Raw genomic sequence first — 17,992 nt, forward strand, 5'->3', positions numbered from 1 at the left:
GTCAGCTCCTTTATAGCTTGATGATAGTTATGAGCATAGGCTGAAAAAGTCATAAAGTGACAGTGCACTTTTGTCATGATAAAGTCATGTGACTAACCCCTAAGAAGCCGGCAACTATATAAGTTACCGGCTTCTTAGGGGGGGAGTCTTAGTAATTCATGATTCCCGAGTCTCTGGCTTTGCGGGCCGCCTCTTGTCTTCCCTTTACATTAAGTTTTGAGTAAATCGTTGAAATGTAATTCTTAACCGTTCCTTCACTAAGAAACAAAACCTCTGCAATATCTCGATTACGCATGCCAGAAGCCAGCTTTTGCAATACTTCAATCTCACGGCTACTAAGTCCGTATTCATTATGTTTAATAGCGGATCCCGTATTCATACTTTTGATCATTTTACTCGCCATCTCCTGCGAGATTAACGTTCCCCCCGCATGAACCACCCGTATGCCTGCAGCTAGATCTCTAGGATGAATGGCCTTGAGAAGATACCCTTCTGCTCCATGGCTTAATGCCGCCATGACGTATTCGACTTCCTGATAGGAGGTCAGCATCATCACTTTGATTATAGGCATTCTCTCTTTGATCAGAGCTGTTGCGTCAACACCATTCATGACTGGCATATTAATATCCATCAGTACCATATCGGGCTGAAACTGATGACAGCATTGGACTGCTTCTTCCCCATTTTTAGCTAATCCAACGATTTCTATATCATCTTCCATGGACAGTACGATATGGAGGCTCTCCAGAATTAATTCCTGATCATCCGCAATTAATACTTTAATTTTCCCCATGTAGCCCCACTCCTTTCAGGGGAATTTCACATCTGACTTCGGTGATCGTTTCAGCTCCTACCTCTGATGATACAAACAGGCTACCCCCCAGGCGCTCAACTCGATGTTTCATCGTAGTCAACCCGAAGCCATATTCCAATTTGTCAATCGGTTTCCCGTTATTTCGAACAACCAAGTGCAGAACAAATTCGGAAAATTGAAGCTCCAAATCCAGTTGAGACGCTTTTCCATGTTTTAGTGCGTTCGTAATAGACTCCTGGATGACTCGCAGAATCGCCTGTCGTACTTCAAAATGCGTGTGCAGCTCTGTTCCTAGTACATTTAACGTCAGGAGAATTCCTGTATGTTCCCGAAAATTGGCCACATGGGCCTCAACCTGCCGTATAAGATTCGACTCCTCTTCTTCTCCAATCTCATGAACAATACTTCTCATTTCGTCCAGATTTTGCTCAGCCAGTGCTCTTAAGCGAATTAACCGTTCCTTGACCTCGGCAGGCTTACGATCCATAAGAGCGATGGAAACATCAAGACTCATAATGATGGAGATAAAGGAATGCCCCAGGGTATCATGAAGTTCCTTGGACATACGATTGCGTTCTTCAAGCAAAGTCATTTTCTCAATTTCAGCAGCGTAGTGGGTTAACAGCTTATTTTGCTGCTCTACTTCGACCACAAGTTCATTTTTCTGGTAATACGCTTTGGCCACGAAGCTTGCCCATATGCCGATGAAGCAGAATAACACATTATCTGTCCCGCTACTAAAGGCTTGTTCCCAAGGTAACTTTAAATAAGACTGGAAGATAAAGGGGATTAATAGAATTGCGGGAATGATCCATAGTGTCTGCTTGGTCAATAAGTACCCCATTATTAGACTCGGCAGCAGATAGTCTGCTTTGGAAGTCAGTTCCGGATGGATGACAGAGTTCACATAATAAGAACCTCCCAGTAATAGCTCTGCGATACAAAACCAGACCTTGTTCATCCTTCGTTGAGGAAACCAGAATATCAGTGGAACGAAAAGCGCTGCCATTAGCCAACTGACGTTTAACCATGTGGGGTTCGACAGATCACTTTCTGTAAACAGCCGTGATGACAGCAAAATGTAATGGTACAAACGAAGAGCAAAAATACCCCAATCCATAAAAGATAATATCTTCCTCATGTCATCATCCTACACTATTTTTCAGTAAAACATCAGTATTATTGAAAGAAAGATACCACCGAAAACACCACCCACGCTACCTTCGATAATCGCCATGATAAGCTTTTTTTATTGGGGAGCAGCACTCCATATAATGCTGGTTCGCTCAAACCGAGTAACGCATAGCCGCCCGTGGAAAAACCAAACCGCTCTTTCCGTGCATGATTCTACAGCTTTGCCGTATGGAACGTCTCGTTATCGAAACGCCTGTACCACACTTGAAACTTTGGCCACATCCACGCCTACACATGTTCCAATTCCTCACTCCTCATCTTTGATTTAGCCGGACGAATCCCCGAGGGTTCCAAAGCCATAACTTCGCTTTATAGGTCAAGCCTTTAAAGCCGCCACCGTAAAGCGACCACGAAAAAGGCCAACCAGGAATTACAGGCTAACCTGATAATACGAAAAGACGCTAATACCAATTTAGAAACTTTCAATGAGACTATGTTGTTGTCTCTCGATACATTGTTGTCCCAACTAATGATGATTTTTAGACCATGGAATCAATTAGCGTTTCCCGTTAGTGCAATTTAATAGAACACCTGTAGAGAATTTGTGATGTATGAAAGTACAATAATTCAACGGTTAATGCATTCAACGCCGATACCAATAAATATATACTAATCCCACCACGTAATAAGATAATGAATCATCGGAGGTATAAATGACATGAATCAAAATGTTACTTTAATAGGCAAGACAATAAAACTCTTACCCTTTGAATCTAAACATAAAGAAGATTTACTTGAAACACTGATGAATCCAAGTATATGGGAATTTACTTGGAGAAAAAATGCAACTTCTGATGATATTAAACATTTAATCGAACAAGCCATTCAAAACCAGCTTCATGGCACTCAACTCCCTTTTGTCATCGTCGAACTCATGTCGAAAAAAATTATTGGAACCACAAGAATCGGAGATATTGATATGATCAATCAAAATGCGGAAATCGGCTGGACATGGCTAACACCAACTTACTGGCGTACAGGTGTAAATACGGAATGTAAGTTTTTACTGTTAAATTATTGCTTCGAACAATTAGCGCTAGTCCGCGTGCAATTTTCCATCAGCGGCTATAACATAAGGTCACAGCGAGCGATAGAACGGATTGGGGCAACTAAAGAAGGCATATTTAGGAAGCATAGGCGGGACACTCAAGGTAGATTTCATGATAATGTTTTTTATAGCATTACAGATAACGACTGGCCTGAGGTTAAAAGCACTCTTGAGCATATGATCCATATAAAATACTCGCCAAAAAACACGAAATAGATGTTTGTCCGAAAGAAATTAAAAGAAGTACGCGATATTTTCCCGGTGAATGACACAATGTTCTTTTCCTTTTCGGCAATGATAATATGTTCTTGTCCCTCGACATCCCTCCATTCATCTTTAGCGTCAGTATTTGAGCAGCTATTGGGATATAGAAAGAGCGGCATTGTAGGAACACAAATATCCTAGAATGCCGCTGTTTAATTCATACTATAAACGTTCCCCGCCGTATAATAATGCATCATCTAAACAGCTCCCGGAGGAGTTAATGTACAATGAGGACTGGGCAACTTGATAGCTGTGAAACCTTGTGACTGACACTTCCAAGCATCATTTCTTTTACACCTCTTAACCCACGGCTTCCGATAATAATAAGTTGCTGCTCGGTATCCCTTGCGTAATTCAATATTTCATGCCCAGGATCTCCCTTAAGATGGACAGTTTCCGGGTTAATCCCCGCAGACTTTAATTTAGATTTGGCTTGATGCAACTGTTCCAAACTCGCTTTCTCCATTTCGTTCAGTATGTCTTCCAAAAAATTCTCTGGTACATATGTCATGCCATTTGACACATAATCCTGGCTGACATTAACCAAGGTAACTTGAGTTTGTTTATTTTGGGCTATTTCAACGGTTGCATCAAGGAGTTTGTTCGTTATTTCAGCTTTATCAATGGCCACCATAATTTTGTCAAACATAGTTATCATCCTTTCCGTGGCAATTCGTAACCATTTCGACTACCTACAACACGATTACTTGCTGCTCCTATACCAACTAAAAAGAGTAACACCGAAGCCCCAAGAAGAATGAAAAGTGGCAGGTTCCAACTATTTGTTGCATCGTGCAGATATCCTATAAGGGCTGGACCGATTGCGGCAAGAAGATATCCGATCGATTGGGCCATACCAGATAGTTCCGCTGCTTGATGTGCATTTTCAGTGCGCAATCCGAAAAACATCATGGCCAAACTAAAGGCGAAGCCTCCACCAATTCCGAGTATGACGATCCACAACAGAATGACATTGGAACTTCCGTAAAGAAGTCCGAGTGTCCCCGTCAAAAGCAACATGGTTGTGATGATTACTAACAAACGTTGGTTAGACATACGCCCAGCAATAATAGGGACAATAAAGGTAAATGGAAGCATCGCTAACTGCATGATCGAGAGGTACCATCCAGATTGGTTGGAGTCAATGCCTTGCTGCTTTAAAATTTCAGGCAACCATGCGATCAATACATAGAAAACCATAGACTGTATACCCATGAACAAGGTTACTTGCCAAGCAAGCGGGGATCGCCAAACATTCACATCGTTGCTTGCCATTTGTTGACTCGTCGTGGCGGTTTGTTTTGTTTGATTTCTTAATTGGGGTAACCAACAGAGGATCGATACAAAGCTTAGAATCCCCCATATTCCCAATGCTCCCTGCCATTTTAGCCCAGCGTTCATGGCTAGCGGTACACTGATTCCCGATGCAATTGCTCCACATAAATTCATCGAAATGGAGTAAACTCCTGTCATGGAGCCAATTTTATTTGGAAAATCCCTTTTGATTATACTTGGCAATAATACATTACATATGGCAATGGCGAATCCAAGAACTGCTGTTCCAATAAACAGGTTAACTGCGCCAGATAAAGATCGTATTACAATACCAACAGTCAGAAAGATTAGGGCAATCAAAATGATACGCTCAACCCCATATCTTCGTCCTAACTTGGGTACTAGAGGCGATAATAAAGCAAAGGCAAGCAAGGGTACGGTTGTGATCAGGCCTGCTAATGTATTTGAAATATGGACGTCATCCCTTATAAAACCCACTAAAGGACCAACTGAGGTTAAGGGAGTACGTAAATTAGCTGCAATAACAATAATGCCGAGAATGATCAGCGCTACAGAGGATGGCACGAATTTTTTATTTTGTTTATTCGGCATTCTTTATTTCTCCTTCCTGAATTCTTACTTATAATATTTGCTTCATGCTGGTTGAAAAACTTTGCTATAACATTCGCGCGAATAACGAAAGTATATTATAATATACTATTTTAAACAATAATTATTTTATAACATACTAAAATTGATTAAAAAAATGCAACTCTGAATTCCCGTCATGGAATTCGGAGTTGCATTTAATAAGCGGATTTTCACTACTAGAAACCATATTTTAAGGATATATGGAGCACTGTTTCGTTATTCGTATGATTGGTATAAGCGTGAGGATCATCTGCACGAAAACTGATCGTATCATATTGATTCAATGTGTAAATCTCTCCATTGACTTGTAACTCAATGGAACCAGTCATTACTGTCGCAATTTCAGTTGTATTCACATGATGACCTTCAGGATAATACGAGCTATTTGGCTGTAAGTATGCCCGACACATTTCAATATCGTTGCTTTTAAAGACGGGTTCAATAATCCAATTTTTTTCATCATTAGAAAACCGCAGTCCCTCCCCTGCTCGATACAAACTAACAGGTTTCTCTGATGTGAACAAAGCCAATAGCGGTAAAGATATTCCTTTTGAAATTTTCCATATAATTGCCAAAGTTGGATTTGTCTCGCCACGTTCGATATTACCCAGAGTAAGTTTGCTTACGCCTGTTAATTCTGATAAGTCGTCTAAGGTCATGTTTTTTTCTTTTCTGTACTTTTTTAATGCACCGCCGATTTGTAATACAATTTGTTTTGACTCATCGATTTCATCCATTTGATATTCACCTCAATAAAAAACTATATAGCTAGTATATTGTTTATCTAGATTCTTTTCCATTCCAGTTCAATAGAACGCGATGAGATTTTCTTGATAAAATTGAATTAAAAGGATACAATGACGAGCATCAAACGGTTTTATTCGAAGAATGGTATTGCTTATGAAAGGTGGTTTAGCAATGAAGATTCTCATCGTTGGCTATTTTAGCGAGACCTCAAAATCAAATATTGCAAGGAGTTTTCCGCAAGACTGGAACGTTGTAATTGTTCCGCCAGGAAAAGAAATGCTGCATCATATTGAAGATTGCCAGGTAATCATTCCTGAACATATTAAAGTGGATCACAGCCTGCTTTCTAAGGCAAAAAAATTAAAATTGGTACAGACGGGTGCAGGATTTGATAATGTGGATGTCCCTGCCTGTACACAGCTCGGCATTTGGGTGGCCAATGCTGCAGGAGTGAATGCACAGGCAGTCGCCGAGCACGTAATGGCACTGATATTGTCTTATTATAAAAACATACCGTTTCTTGATACTTTCATGAAAAACAAGATGGATGAAAATCAATTGGACTATACAGGGAGTGAATTAAAAGGCAAAACGATTGGGATTATCGGTTTGGGTGCTATTGGAAAAAAAGTAGCTGCGTTTTGCAGGGTTTTTGATATGAATGTGCTGGCGTATGCGAGAAATGCCACTGTACAATCTGATGGTTTTGTGAAAATGACGGATTTTGATACTCTTGTAAGCACATCGGACATAGTCAGTGTACATGTACCCTTGAATGAGCAAACCAAACAGCTGATCAACAAAGCGGCATTCAAAAAAATGAAAAACACTACTCTTTTTATCAATACAGCCCGCGGCGGCATTGTCAACGAAAGAGACTTGATTGATGCATTAAAAAACGGGGATATTTCAGGCGCATGCCTGGATGTGTTTGAATCTGAACCGCTTCCTATTGACAGTGAGCTCCGGAATCTGGGTAATGTAATACTTACTCCCCATACAGCGGGAATGCCTGATGGTCGGAAATTTCATAAAACAAGATATGATTTCTTTATAAAGAATATAAAACGTGTAGAAAATGGTGAGGAGCCTGAAAGCAAGCTCAATCAGTTATGATGTTTTGGTGCAATAAAAATTGATCCCCCCCTACTCCCTTTAATCGCCTACTTCCATTGTTCGAAGCCGGTGGAAATATCACGATAAGAATTGTCTGATCCCCAAGAGAACCACCACCTAAAAAAGCCGCTAAAATAGCGACTTCCTTGGGGATATGTTCTTGTCCCTTGACATATCTGGATTTATTCACATTTTGGAGTCTCATCCCATCGTCTTCACCCCTACAGCAGTTCAAAATGAAGTTGAGTCTCAGGTAACTCCGTATTTCCATTCCACTGATTCGCACCGTATCCCAATTCCAGAACCGCAGCAATGCGCTCGTTACTCAGTACACCAAACATTTCAGTACGGCTCGGGTCGTACATCCAGTCATGCAAGGTACAACGCACGCCCAGACTTTGCTCATGAGCCAGCAAGCGGAAATTCTGAATTAGGCAGCAGACAGCCGCAAAGTCTTCTTCTCGCTTATGTTGATCCGCCTCTTCCTTCACTAAGACCAGAAGATATGCAGGGGCAGGCTCTTGTAATCCCTGCATGATGTCCCCATACCGGTTATCAGCAAAGATGAATCGCCACGGCTCTCGGAGGCCATCATTTGGCGCCCATACGGCATGATTGAGCAATTCAAGGATTAGGTCCTGCGATACCGGTTGATCCAAAAACTCACTCGGACCGTCCATGTCTCCTTCCAAATCTGACAATTTCATTTTCATATCCTCCTCTTCTATGTAGTCTGTCCTCGCAATACGGTCCACTTCTGCTCGGCGTGGTGTCCTTTTCCGACTTCTTGGCGCTTTGTCGTAATATCCTATATGAAGAATGCCAACAAATCTTTCATCCTCACGTAAGCCAATACCATTGAAGAACCCTTCATGCTGAATCATGGACTCTGTATCCCACAACATGCCTAACCCTCGTTCCCAGCCCAGCAGTTGGAAGCTCTGCATCACTCCGCAGGCAGCCGAATAATTGCGGTCATTGGTCAGACGATTCGGTCCTACAGTCGACATAACAATGACGTGGGCAGGAATATCGGTAAATCTCTTTTTAAAAACATCCAGAAGTTTCCCGGGAATCAGCTTGCCGAGCTTGCTTTGTGACATCTGTTCCAGCATGCAGTCCACCAACCGTTTGCGTGCTTCTGGCGTTCCGGCATATACTACACGCCATGAGCCAGACTCAACAAATGGTTGAAGCCGTATAGCCTTACGTAGTAATTCAACAATTAACTCCTGGTCCACCGGCGTAGAGTTACATTTACGAATACTCCTGCGCTCCCTGATCAATTCCGCCAGACTCAAATGTTTCACTCTCCTTTGTTTATCTGGATTCAATATTTATACTGCTGTCTTGAAGAAATTGATGGATTACTTTTAGCTCCGTTTCCGAATATTTGTCGAGAGTACGATAGAAGCCCTCTGCCTCATGTATATGCAGACGTTCATGCAGTTCAAAGATTTTTTTGCCTTGCGGTGACAACCGGAAATAGCTCTCCTTTTTGTTGTCGTTCATTTTCGTACGTTTGACGAATCCTTCTTCCAACAGTTTGTTGCCAATTTTGGTGATACTTGCTTTGGACAAATTCATCGTCTCGGCAATACCCGTGTTGTTAATAGGCTCATGCTTGCCAATGCAATCTATCATATGAACCGCGGTCAAATGCTGAGGGATTTTCTCGATGCTTTCTCGCTGGGCGATACTTAGGAAATGCTCGATTTCTGTATCCTTGTGGTTCTCATACACATGTAAAAAACGGATAAATTGGTCATAAAGCAACTGTTTTGTTCGATCTTTTGAGATCATTCTTTGATCGCTCCTTATTTACTTGTAAACAAAAATAACATTTAAATAATAGGGATTTTCTAAATAAATTCTTATATTTAGTTTACTGGTTAACAATATATCATGAATGATAATGCTTATCAACTATATATTCTGGCATTACAACACTACTCGATAATCAGAGACCTGCCTTGAACGGATTATCTTTTAAGCTGCTCGTTAGTTTTAAAAAAAACAGCCGATCACGCTGATCGGCTGCCTTCTTAGACTTGGGTTATTGGACTCAGTATCATTCTCTCTACTTAAATTATACCGTTATTTTTTATTTTTTTATAGACTGTTTTTTTTGAAATTCCTACACTATACTGCTAAATACAATACTAAAAAAGAGGTGGATCAGTATGGATGACAAAAAAGTGATCATAGATCAAGGTCCTTTTTTTCATGGTACAAAAGCAGAACTGCAAATTGGTGATTTATTAGAACCACAGTTCTTATCAAATTACCAAGAGAAAAATTCTAACCATATATACTTTACTGCAACATTAAATGCTGCCAAATGGGGTGCTGAATTGGCAAGATCTAATGCAAAAGAAAGAATCTACATTGTAGAACCATTAGGAGATTTTGAAAGTGATCCAAACGTAACTGATAAAAGGTTTCCTGGAAACCCAACACGTTCATATCGATCTAAATCGCCACTTAAAATAGTAGCTGAATTAGCTTCATGGGAAAGACACACTGAAGAAGAGATTAATCACATGATTACATCTTTGAGAAAACTAAGTGAAGAAGGAAAAAATATAATATATGATTGATTCCTCTCGTTAAAAGAAAAAAGCCGCTATAATAGCGACTTGAATAGAACAATGTTCCTGTCCCGCGGCACTTCTTTATTGGAATATCTATGAGATATGCCATCATGCTATAAATTTTAATTACTTCGTTAATATCCATTTTTGTCGATCAAGTGATGGATTCAGTTCATTTAGGAAGAGTTCGGTCCCATCTTCCGATACTTCTAATGCTTTTTGATGATGAGCTGAAGTAATATGAACTGATCCGTCTTTGTTCTGGTGAAGGACCCAGCGCTGGTTGTTGTACCCTAAGTAATGATATAGCTGAAGTTTGTTTTGCCCTATATCCAGATCAAGCGTCTGACCGGCCGTAGTACGAATTGAATACGAACCTGCTTCGTCGCCTGTCGGAACAAATACCCACTTCTGGACGGAAGCCGCACTTGCATCCTGCAAGGCAACCGGCTCCCCGTTGACAAGGTCAACTGTATAAATGGATTTCTGTGTTGCGGCATTTACAAGGCTGGACTTGGTGATGTTTGCAGGTTCACCGTTGCTGACATTGACGTTCTGATAAGATGCGGAGCCGCCAAATACATTGAGTCCAAAGTGGCCTTCTGCAAAAGTACCATCCATGATATCTATGACTTTTTGACTGTCCACGTGAACGACAATATGCGGACCATTCGCTTCTATTTTCACCTTATACGTTTGACCTGGCTGAATGAAAGTTGGTACTTTTGCAAGAACCTGCCGTTCTTCAAATCCTCCATTGATTTTATAGAACAGACGGATTGCCTTCATGTTAGGGTCTAGATTCAGATAATAACCACTGCGACCATCTTCGCTAGTCCTGAACAAAATAGAACCTGCCCCTCCTGTTTCACTGAGCATCATGTCTGCTTCATACGTAAAATTCCCAGCCTTCTCTTTGGCAATATAATTCGCATCGCTAAAATATTTACCACGAATCCCATGTTCACTAACTAACCATGAAGCAGCAGACAGATCTTTAGTCCATCCACTGAGGTTTGTCCGGAACTCGCCACCTATGACTTTAACGAGCACACTAGTGGAAGTTTTACCATTCGGAGTAGATACAGTGACGGTGGACTCCCCTTCTTTTTTCGCCTTAATAACTGCGTGTGAGTTGTCTGCCAAGTCTATGGTTATTACTTCTTTATTACTAGAATTCCACTTAAGCGGTTGAACGCCTAAACCTGGTCCGTACTCGATCATCGCCTGCAGTGTATCCGACTCGCCTACCCCCAGTTCCCGAACGCTCGTATCCATCTTTATTTGAACTTTTGAAGGAATGTCCTCATTCCAGACAGATTCAAGTTGATGCACTTTCAAGGAAACAACGTTCACATTCCCACCTTTTACGTAAAAACTCATTGCTCTACTAGCAGGATCCGGAAATATAACATCTGAAAAGACGACTTTGCCGTCGTTACCAAAGGCTTCAAGGGAAGACTCATCCACAAGAATACGCATCTTGATCCGATTATTCTCCATTTGCGTAGGTGCTTCATGTTTCTTACTGAAAAGGTTAGAAAAATCCGTTTCACCCGATGCAGTTCGGTCCACAAACATACGACTATCGCTTGCCTTATAACCCACGACCGTCTTCTGATCTGCACCCTCACGAATGTTAAAGCCAAACTCGGTCACTGTGCTGTTTTCAGGGATTTCAATTTCAGCTTCAATTTCGTAAGCACCTGAAATAATACCTTTTAGCAGATTCCCGGAAGAAGGGCTCACCGACTTGTTAGAAGCAGAATACAAAGGTTTACGCAGTGATTCCAATTCTTTGATTGGACTTTGCACCATACGAATTCCATCTTCGGTCGTTACCAATGATACTTCTCTCGGAATGGTTAGTTCACCTTTCCAATTGGACGTTGGGAAAGCGAACGGATAGTCCCAATTCGTCATCCACGCCATCATCACTGTGCGATGATCAGGCATATTAGCGAAAGACATTGAAGCGTAAAATTCTTTACCAAAATCTGTTCTTAGCACCTTACCCGCCGGATTATCGTTCACGAATTTACCATCAGCTGTTAAATGACCGATAAAATACTCGGCATCTGATCCGCCTGTTTTGGGATTCGCTCCTGTACTGATCATCATAACCCACTTCTTCTGTGACGTTCCGTCTACCGGAAGCTGGAACAAATCAGGGCATTCCCATACTCCTCCGCGGACGTAATCCCCATATCCCCAATTATCTGTCAATGTCCAGTCAAGTAAATTCGTTGAGGTGTAGAAACGAATATGATCTCCTCCGGACACAACCATAACCCATCGGTTATTCTCGTCATCACGGATCACTTTCGGATCGCGAAAATCCCAATTCCCAGCTTCATTTCCGCTCTTACCTGGGTTCTCGATCACAATCGGGCGTTCCTTCGAATACTCCCAAGTACGACCTAGGTCTTTACTGTAAGCCAAACCTATACGCTGGTTCCCATTTGGGCTATCCGGATTAAAGGAAGTGTAGTATGCAATAAGGCCCTTGCCTCCTGAATCTCCGAATAAACCAGATGCATTTGTCATATCCGCAACAGCCGACCCAGACCAGACATGTCCGTGATCATTCCAGGGAAGTGCAATCGGAAGCCGTTTCCAGTTCAGCATATCTTTACTTACCGCATGCGCCCATGTTCCCCCATCCTGATGGAAGAGATGATATTCTCCTTCGAAGTAGACAAGTCCGTTCGGATCACTCGCTGAACCACGTATTGGCGTGTAGTGATATTGTGGACGATATATCTCATTGTAATATTGGCTCTGTTCTGTCACATAAGTATCCTGAAAGTAAGCCGTTCCCTTTTTTACGACGATTCCAGTACTTCCACTTCTGTAGGTTGAATCTTCCACGTCAATCGCGGCCGTAGTGTACCCGTCCAGGAAGACCTGAATTCGATCTCCCTTTGCCTTGATTTCCACATGATGTTTGGCTCCCATCTGACTCGGATAAGTACGTTGCGAACTTGCAATTATTGTTCCTTTTGTATTCGTCAAACTTACACGGACCTGATCTCCTTCCTTCGTAAGAGTAGCTTCATATCCCTCAGCTCCATCGCTTGAAGATCGAAATGCGAGAGCTGCAATAGAATCAGGACGAAGGGTAATATTCCCTTCATAGACCATATCAGTTGCCTCTTTATTATAGATTTGCTGTGCTTTGCTCTCCTGTTCTACCGTCCCTCTTTTTCCGTTGATATCAGGCTGCCATTTTCCCTTGTTAGAAAGCACCGTACCCAAATTACCTTTCAGATCGCTCACCACGATGTTCGAAAACAAGGCGGATCCATCCCATACATGGAGTCCAAGCTTACCGCTTTGATACGAAATGTCTTGAACATCAATTAATGGTTTATATTGATTGCCCCAATATACTTTTAGCGAGGAACCCACTGCCTTTACTTTGAGATGATAGATTTGCCCCATTTCAACAGAAACTTTACGCTCCTCCTTTAATCTCCCATCTCCATTTCTTGCATCTCTTAACCGAATCAGACCTGCGTCCGGAACGATTTGCAGCATGTACGAGCTAAAGCCATCCTCATTAGATCGAAACAACAATGTTGCATCTGCCTTCGTATCCCTGATCATGACATCAGCTTCATAGATAAAATCATCGGACACGGTCTCTGAGATGGCCATTACATTTTCTTTAGGCTGTGAAGTTAGCAAAATTCCTTCTGAAGTATCCTCTAATCCTCCTTTTCCTTTCACATGCCAGCCTATCAGATTGGTATTTAATTTGGATGCGCTTTCAAAAATATCAAGCTCCTCCTTTGCCTTTTTATTTGTTTCCTGATCAGCGAGCACAGCACTAGCCGCAATTGATTTAGATGTAAAAATACCGTTTGAAGTCAGAGCCAATCCCGTTGCCATCAGAAGACATATTGCATATTTAGATTTATCTTTCATTCCATATCCTCTTTTCTAATAGAATTGTAAAGTCGGTTCAAATTTAATTGGTTTTGGACAACCAGTTCAGTTCGGTTGCCCAAAACCGCTCAGTAACCAATATGGGGAATCAAGCCATTGCTAAATTCTAAACACTCTGATTTTCCCAAATGCTAACGAGATTATTGATTTGAAGCGACACGACCTTTAGTTCTCCGCCAATGGCATAGAGTTCCAGTCCTCTACTTCCCAAGTCGGGGAAAATCGTGTCTGAAATGATAGTTGTTCCATTGTTGCCAAAGATCTCTACACTTGACCAATCAACATAGATACTCAACTGTATCCGTTTATGCTCTGGCTTCATGGGGGCCTTGTGTTTTGCAGCAAAATCGGGATGAAAATCAACAGTGTTTGACTTCGTCCGATCGACAAACAACTCCTCATCCAAGACATTATATCCGATGACTGTCTCCTGGTTGGAAGAGGAAGATTTTCGCACCTTGAACCCAAATTCTATTGCATTACCGATTTCAAATTCCGCAATAATTTCCATCTTTGCAGCAGAAACAGCAGACAAAACGTTCATATCTGGTTTAATCGTAATGTCTTGTAGAGACAGAATTGAACTTCTAAGTTGATTTAACTCAGTTATGGGTGCTTGAATTAAGCGAAGTCCTTCCGAATACGTCCTAAGCTGAATCTCTCGTGGGATTGACATATGGCCACGCCATTCTTTAGAAGGAAGAGTGGAAGCATAACGCCAATTATTCATCCAGCCGACCCAAATCTTTCGCCCATCCTCATTCGGGATACCATCCCAGGTCACGGCCGCGTAAAAGTCAGATCCGTAATCTATCCATTTGATTGTATCGAATGATTCCAATGTTTCATCTAATGTAAAAAACTTACCATCAAAGTGACCTATAAAATACATCATGCCAGAACCGCCTGCGGGTGGTTCTGAATCGTTGGGATTTACGCCATTTCTATCTCCGACACTTAGTGTCAGAATCCATTTAGTGGTATTAGGGTCCTCATCCACTTGGATTTTAAAAACATCAGGACATTCAAATATTCCACGATGGATGCCCGGAATATCAGAACCGAAACCGCTTGCAAAAGACCAATCCTTAAGATTCGAAGATGTGTAAAATTCTACACGGTTACTTACAGCAAGAACCATTACCCAGTTTGAAGATTCTTCATGCCAGAATACCTTTGGGTCTCGAAAGTCTAGCGTTTCCGTGGGGAATAAAACAGGGTTACCTTCATATTTTGTCCAGGTTCGACCTTTGTCCTTGCTGTAAGCGATGCTTTGAACCTGCGGTTTACCGGGTTGAGCGCTGTTACCATTATTAGTATAAATTGCAACCAATCCTGATCCTGCTTCGTTGAAGAATCCGCTTGTATTGTTCTTATCGACTACTGCACTTCCCGAAAAGATCGCTCCATCTTCCCCAGGTGAGATGGCTGGTGGAAGTTCATCCCAATGTACTAAATCATTACTTACGGCATGCCCCCAATGCATTCTGCCGAAGTCAGGTTGCGTATCATGGGGAGTATATTGGTAGAAAAGGTGATATTCTCCTTCGTAATAAACCATTCCGTTAGGATCGTTCATCCAATTACCCTTAGGGGAATAATGTATTTGCGGTCTGTATTCATTTTTATAAATAAAGTTTTCTGGATCTTTGCTGATACTATTTTCACCTGATAGATGTACTTCTTTAATTTTATTCACGCTCCCTTAAGCTACTTAGAATCTAAAAGAAGAAATATGCATTCCTTATTAACAAAATAATCCACTCGTTTTCATTTGTCAAAGTATTTTTGGATAAATGAACATTATTTTTATATATATATATCTGTTTTTGTTTACATTTGCACAATTTATGACTGATTATAGAAAATAAAAATTTTCATTTAAGTTGATCTAATCATTTTTTTATTATTTCTAACCTAATAGTTTACAAATGTAAAAAAGGTTACATCTAAACTTCTCTTTACTTGTTCAACAAAATATCGTTAGTAGTAAACCCAATTTGTACCGATAAAACAAAAAAAAGCCGCTAAAATAGCGACTTCAATAGGAATATGTTCTTGTCTCTTGACATGTTCTTAATAAATTAACGGCTCGCTTATGCTTTAACAACTTCAACCTTTTTATCCCCTGCTGACTTCGCTATCTCTAACGTTGTGTTACCCTGGATAGTGACTATTAGGCCAGTAGCCAGCATAGAAACGATTAAAGCTGCGCTGAGGGCTGTGGAAATTTTTTTCTTAACCATAATCATACCTCCGATATCTATTATGTTGTAATAAGCGGCTCAAAGAACTTGGATGAGCCGAGTGTGACTTTATATTACAATATTTCACTTTTTTGTTGGGTAATCTACATGGTGATTGTATTATAACGTACTGACAATCATTGTAAAAGGATTTTTTCCTTGTGTTCAAATACAATAAAGTATGATTGTTTTCTCAGAATTTCTTTTCAAAACTAAAAAATTTGGCGGTCATTCTCCTTGATGTAAAGTATCCACATATTCAATAAACCTTTTCGCTGCTGGGGAAATATTATGATCATCTCTCCACTTTAATCCTATTTCCCAGTACCATCCTTCATCAATGATAGGGATCCAAACCAATTCATCTAACATCAACCCCAGCGTCTTAGGCAGTACTGATACACCTAGACCCGACTTTATAAAACCGGCTACAGTGATCAGGTCCTCCGCCTCATAAGCCGAAGTAAGAAAAAATCCGGTATGTCGGAACCGGGATATAATCGTTGCTTTTAATCCACAGTTGTTTTTCAATCCTATAAATGGCTCGCCAGACAGCTCTGCCAAACTAAGAGCGCTACAATCTGCATAACGATGTTGGGAAGGAACAACAATGTATAAAGGAACATTCTGAATAGTCTTCCAGTGATGATTATCCAAAGTAGATTCCCTCGATGTAATCATAATATCCGAAAATCCTTGCTCCAGATGTTCATCAATATCTCCTAAGTTCCCTTGTGTCAATTCGAACCGAACTTTGGGATACTTCAATTGATAACTCCGGATCAGGCTAGGGATTAATTCAACACCGAGAATGTTTAGATAAGACAACGTAATCACACCCGTATCCGGATTGGACCACTCTTCGATTTCCCTTAGACCATTTTCAATATTTTGTAGGGCTCGACCAATCCATTTAGAGAACATAGTACCGTTTCGGTTCAGCTTAATATTTCGTCCATTTCGCTCAAATAAAGGAGCTCCTATCTCGTTTTCAAGCTTGGCAATTGCATGACTTAACGCTGGCTGAGTAATACCGAGTTTTTTGGAGGCTAAGGTCATATGTTCAAGCTGTGCAACGGTCATAAAGTATTCCAATTGTGTAAGTTCCATTAAAACACCCCTCCATATATTAATAATATTCATCATTTTTATTATTATAATAAATTGGACGTTATGAAAGTAGCAAGTGTAGTATTAGTTCTAGCTCCTCTCGAACAACACATTAAGGTCTAGAGACAGAGCAATTTCAAATTAATCATTGAATACCATCACTAGGAGGAATAGTTATGCATAAAGAATTTGAGTTTTCTGTATCAGAATTTAAAGGTAAAAGGGTGCTTGTAACCGGAGGAACAAAGGGAATGGGGCAAGCAGTTGTCAAAAGACTTGCAAACGGCGGAGCTACAGTTCTTACTACTGCCCGTTCCCTATCTGCTGACTTGCCAAATTCGGTCAAATTTGTGCAAGCAGATGTCGCCACACCTGAAGGTGTAGAGCAAATAATTACAGCAGTAAAAGAGCAACTTGGAGGTATCGATATTATTGTCCATTGCGTAGGTGGATCAACGACACCACCAGGAGGTGCACTTGTATTGAGTGATGAGGATTGGCTTCATACATTAAATTGGAATTTACTCGCAGCAGTTCGACTTGATCGTGGCTTAATTCCACTTATGTTAGAAAATAATTCAGGCGTTATTCTTCATTTCACTTCCATCCAGAGACGTTTGCCTTTATATGAAACCACACTGGCTTATGCATCTGCCAAAGCCGCGCTGACTAATTATAGCAAGGGATTATCGAATGAATTTTCCCCTCAAGGAATTCGCATAAATACATTGTCTCCCGGATTTATTCAGACAGAAGCATCTGACGCATTAATTGATCGGATCGCAACGCAAACCGGAAGTCGAGAAAGTGCGCTCGAACAACTTATGACTTCACTCGGAGGTATTCCAATTGGTAGACCAGGATTTCCTGAAGAAGTCGCTGAACTGGTCGCATTTCTGGTCTCAGACCGAGCAGCATCTATTACAGGTAGTGAATATGTCATAGATGGGGGAACTATCCCTACCGTCTAAAGGGAGAGAAC

At 41.0% G+C, this 17,992-nt stretch carries 15 protein-coding genes; 4 read left to right on the forward strand and 11 right to left on the reverse strand.

Going from position 1 to position 17,992, the window contains the following annotated elements; genetic code table 11:
• Positions 1 to 148 precede the first annotated feature (148 nt).
• Positions 149 to 793 (reverse strand): response regulator transcription factor, encoded by a 645-nt coding sequence (locus QF049_RS07475; RefSeq protein WP_307536165.1) that lies wholly within the window; start codon positions 791 to 793, stop codon positions 149 to 151.
• Entirely contained in the window at positions 780 to 1,721 is a 942-nt protein-coding gene (locus tag QF049_RS07480; protein ID WP_307536167.1) for a sensor histidine kinase, read from the reverse strand. The genes QF049_RS07475 and QF049_RS07480 overlap by 14 nt, the downstream gene beginning before the upstream one ends.
• 945 nt (positions 1,722 to 2,666) lie before the next feature.
• Here QF049_RS07480 and QF049_RS07485 point away from each other — a divergent pair.
• Positions 2,667 to 3,272: a GNAT family N-acetyltransferase gene (locus QF049_RS07485; protein ID WP_307536171.1), complete on the forward strand. Its 606-nt coding sequence runs from the start codon at positions 2,667 to 2,669 to the stop codon at positions 3,270 to 3,272.
• A 265-nt stretch (positions 3,273 to 3,537) separates the two neighbouring features.
• Here QF049_RS07485 and QF049_RS07490 read toward each other — a convergent pair whose 3' ends face one another.
• The 3 genes from QF049_RS07490 to QF049_RS07500 form a co-directional block, all read right to left on the reverse strand.
• Positions 3,538 to 3,969, reverse strand: a complete 432-nt coding sequence (locus QF049_RS07490; protein ID WP_307536174.1) for a universal stress protein — start codon at positions 3,967 to 3,969, stop codon at positions 3,538 to 3,540.
• A 5-nt stretch (positions 3,970 to 3,974) separates the two neighbouring features.
• Positions 3,975 to 5,207 (reverse strand): CynX/NimT family MFS transporter, encoded by a 1,233-nt coding sequence (locus tag QF049_RS07495; RefSeq protein ID WP_307536176.1) that lies wholly within the window; start codon positions 5,205 to 5,207, stop codon positions 3,975 to 3,977.
• A gap of 215 nt (positions 5,208 to 5,422) precedes the next feature.
• Entirely contained in the window at positions 5,423 to 5,983 is a 561-nt protein-coding gene (locus QF049_RS07500) for a helix-turn-helix domain-containing protein (protein WP_124114886.1), read from the reverse strand.
• A gap of 163 nt (positions 5,984 to 6,146) precedes the next feature.
• Here QF049_RS07500 and QF049_RS07505 point away from each other — a divergent pair, with 163 nt between their 5' ends.
• Complete coding sequence (locus QF049_RS07505; RefSeq protein WP_307536180.1) at positions 6,147 to 7,109, forward strand: NAD(P)-dependent oxidoreductase; 963 nt, start codon at positions 6,147 to 6,149, stop codon at positions 7,107 to 7,109.
• Positions 7,110 to 7,330: 221 nt separating this feature from the next.
• Here the strand turns inward: QF049_RS07505 and QF049_RS07510 are convergent, their stop codons facing one another.
• Both QF049_RS07510 and QF049_RS07515 read right to left on the reverse strand, forming a co-directional pair.
• Positions 7,331 to 8,410 (reverse strand): nitroreductase family protein, encoded by a 1,080-nt coding sequence (locus tag QF049_RS07510; protein WP_307536182.1) that lies wholly within the window; start codon positions 8,408 to 8,410, stop codon positions 7,331 to 7,333.
• Positions 8,411 to 8,429: 19 nt separating this feature from the next.
• Complete coding sequence (locus tag QF049_RS07515) at positions 8,430 to 8,912, reverse strand: MarR family transcriptional regulator (RefSeq protein WP_307536185.1); 483 nt, start codon at positions 8,910 to 8,912, stop codon at positions 8,430 to 8,432.
• Between the two features lie 380 nt (positions 8,913 to 9,292).
• On the opposite strand from QF049_RS07515, the gene arr reads away from it, so the two are divergent.
• Positions 9,293 to 9,709, forward strand: a complete 417-nt coding sequence (gene arr / locus QF049_RS07520) for an NAD(+)--rifampin ADP-ribosyltransferase (protein ID WP_105598868.1) — start codon at positions 9,293 to 9,295, stop codon at positions 9,707 to 9,709.
• Between the two features lie 120 nt (positions 9,710 to 9,829).
• Here the strand turns inward: arr and QF049_RS07525 are convergent, their stop codons facing one another.
• From QF049_RS07525 to QF049_RS07540, 4 genes are all read right to left on the reverse strand, one after another.
• On the reverse strand, positions 9,830 to 13,633 hold the full coding sequence (locus QF049_RS07525) for a GH32 C-terminal domain-containing protein (RefSeq protein ID WP_307536188.1): 3,804 nt from the start codon (positions 13,631 to 13,633) through the stop codon (positions 9,830 to 9,832).
• A 127-nt stretch (positions 13,634 to 13,760) separates the two neighbouring features.
• Positions 13,761 to 15,353: a glycoside hydrolase family 32 protein gene (locus QF049_RS07530; protein ID WP_307536191.1), complete on the reverse strand. Its 1,593-nt coding sequence runs from the start codon at positions 15,351 to 15,353 to the stop codon at positions 13,761 to 13,763.
• A 397-nt stretch (positions 15,354 to 15,750) separates the two neighbouring features.
• Positions 15,751 to 15,900 (reverse strand): hypothetical protein, encoded by a 150-nt coding sequence (locus QF049_RS07535; RefSeq protein WP_190945603.1) that lies wholly within the window; start codon positions 15,898 to 15,900, stop codon positions 15,751 to 15,753.
• Between the two features lie 228 nt (positions 15,901 to 16,128).
• The gene (locus QF049_RS07540; RefSeq protein ID WP_307536195.1) at positions 16,129 to 17,010 is read right to left on the reverse strand and encodes a LysR family transcriptional regulator; all 882 of its coding nucleotides are present in this window, start codon (positions 17,008 to 17,010) and stop codon (positions 16,129 to 16,131) included.
• A gap of 176 nt (positions 17,011 to 17,186) precedes the next feature.
• Here QF049_RS07540 and QF049_RS07545 point away from each other — a divergent pair, with 176 nt between their 5' ends.
• Positions 17,187 to 17,981, forward strand: a complete 795-nt coding sequence (locus tag QF049_RS07545) for an SDR family oxidoreductase (RefSeq protein WP_307536196.1) — start codon at positions 17,187 to 17,189, stop codon at positions 17,979 to 17,981.
• Positions 17,982 to 17,992: the final 11 nt, after the last annotated feature.

Origin of the sequence: Paenibacillus sp. W4I10, from assembly GCF_030816325.1 — a bacterium.
Classification (GTDB): Bacteria; Bacillota; Bacilli; order Paenibacillales; family Paenibacillaceae; genus Paenibacillus; species Paenibacillus amylolyticus_B.

Coding starts and splice junctions, on each gene's coding strand:
- QF049_RS07475 (WP_307536165.1), bottom strand. CDS start 793: ATGGGGAAAATTAAAGTATTAATTGCGGATGATCAGGAATTAATTCTG.
- QF049_RS07485 (WP_307536171.1), top strand. CDS start 2,667: ATGAATCAAAATGTTACTTTAATAGGCAAGACAATAAAACTCTTACCC.
- QF049_RS07490 (WP_307536174.1), bottom strand. CDS start 3,969: ATGTTTGACAAAATTATGGTGGCCATTGATAAAGCTGAAATAACGAAC.
- QF049_RS07495 (WP_307536176.1), bottom strand. CDS start 5,207: ATGCCGAATAAACAAAATAAAAAATTCGTGCCATCCTCTGTAGCGCTG.
- QF049_RS07500 (WP_124114886.1), bottom strand. CDS start 5,983: ATGGATGAAATCGATGAGTCAAAACAAATTGTATTACAAATCGGCGGT.
- QF049_RS07505 (WP_307536180.1), top strand. CDS start 6,147: ATGAAAGGTGGTTTAGCAATGAAGATTCTCATCGTTGGCTATTTTAGC.
- QF049_RS07515 (WP_307536185.1), bottom strand. CDS start 8,912: ATGATCTCAAAAGATCGAACAAAACAGTTGCTTTATGACCAATTTATC.
- arr (WP_105598868.1), top strand. CDS start 9,293: ATGGATGACAAAAAAGTGATCATAGATCAAGGTCCTTTTTTTCATGGT.
- QF049_RS07525 (WP_307536188.1), bottom strand. CDS start 13,633: ATGAAAGATAAATCTAAATATGCAATATGTCTTCTGATGGCAACGGGA.
- QF049_RS07535 (WP_190945603.1), bottom strand. CDS start 15,900: ATGGTTAAGAAAAAAATTTCCACAGCCCTCAGCGCAGCTTTAATCGTT.
- QF049_RS07540 (WP_307536195.1), bottom strand. CDS start 17,010: ATGGAACTTACACAATTGGAATACTTTATGACCGTTGCACAGCTTGAA.
- QF049_RS07545 (WP_307536196.1), top strand. CDS start 17,187: ATGCATAAAGAATTTGAGTTTTCTGTATCAGAATTTAAAGGTAAAAGG.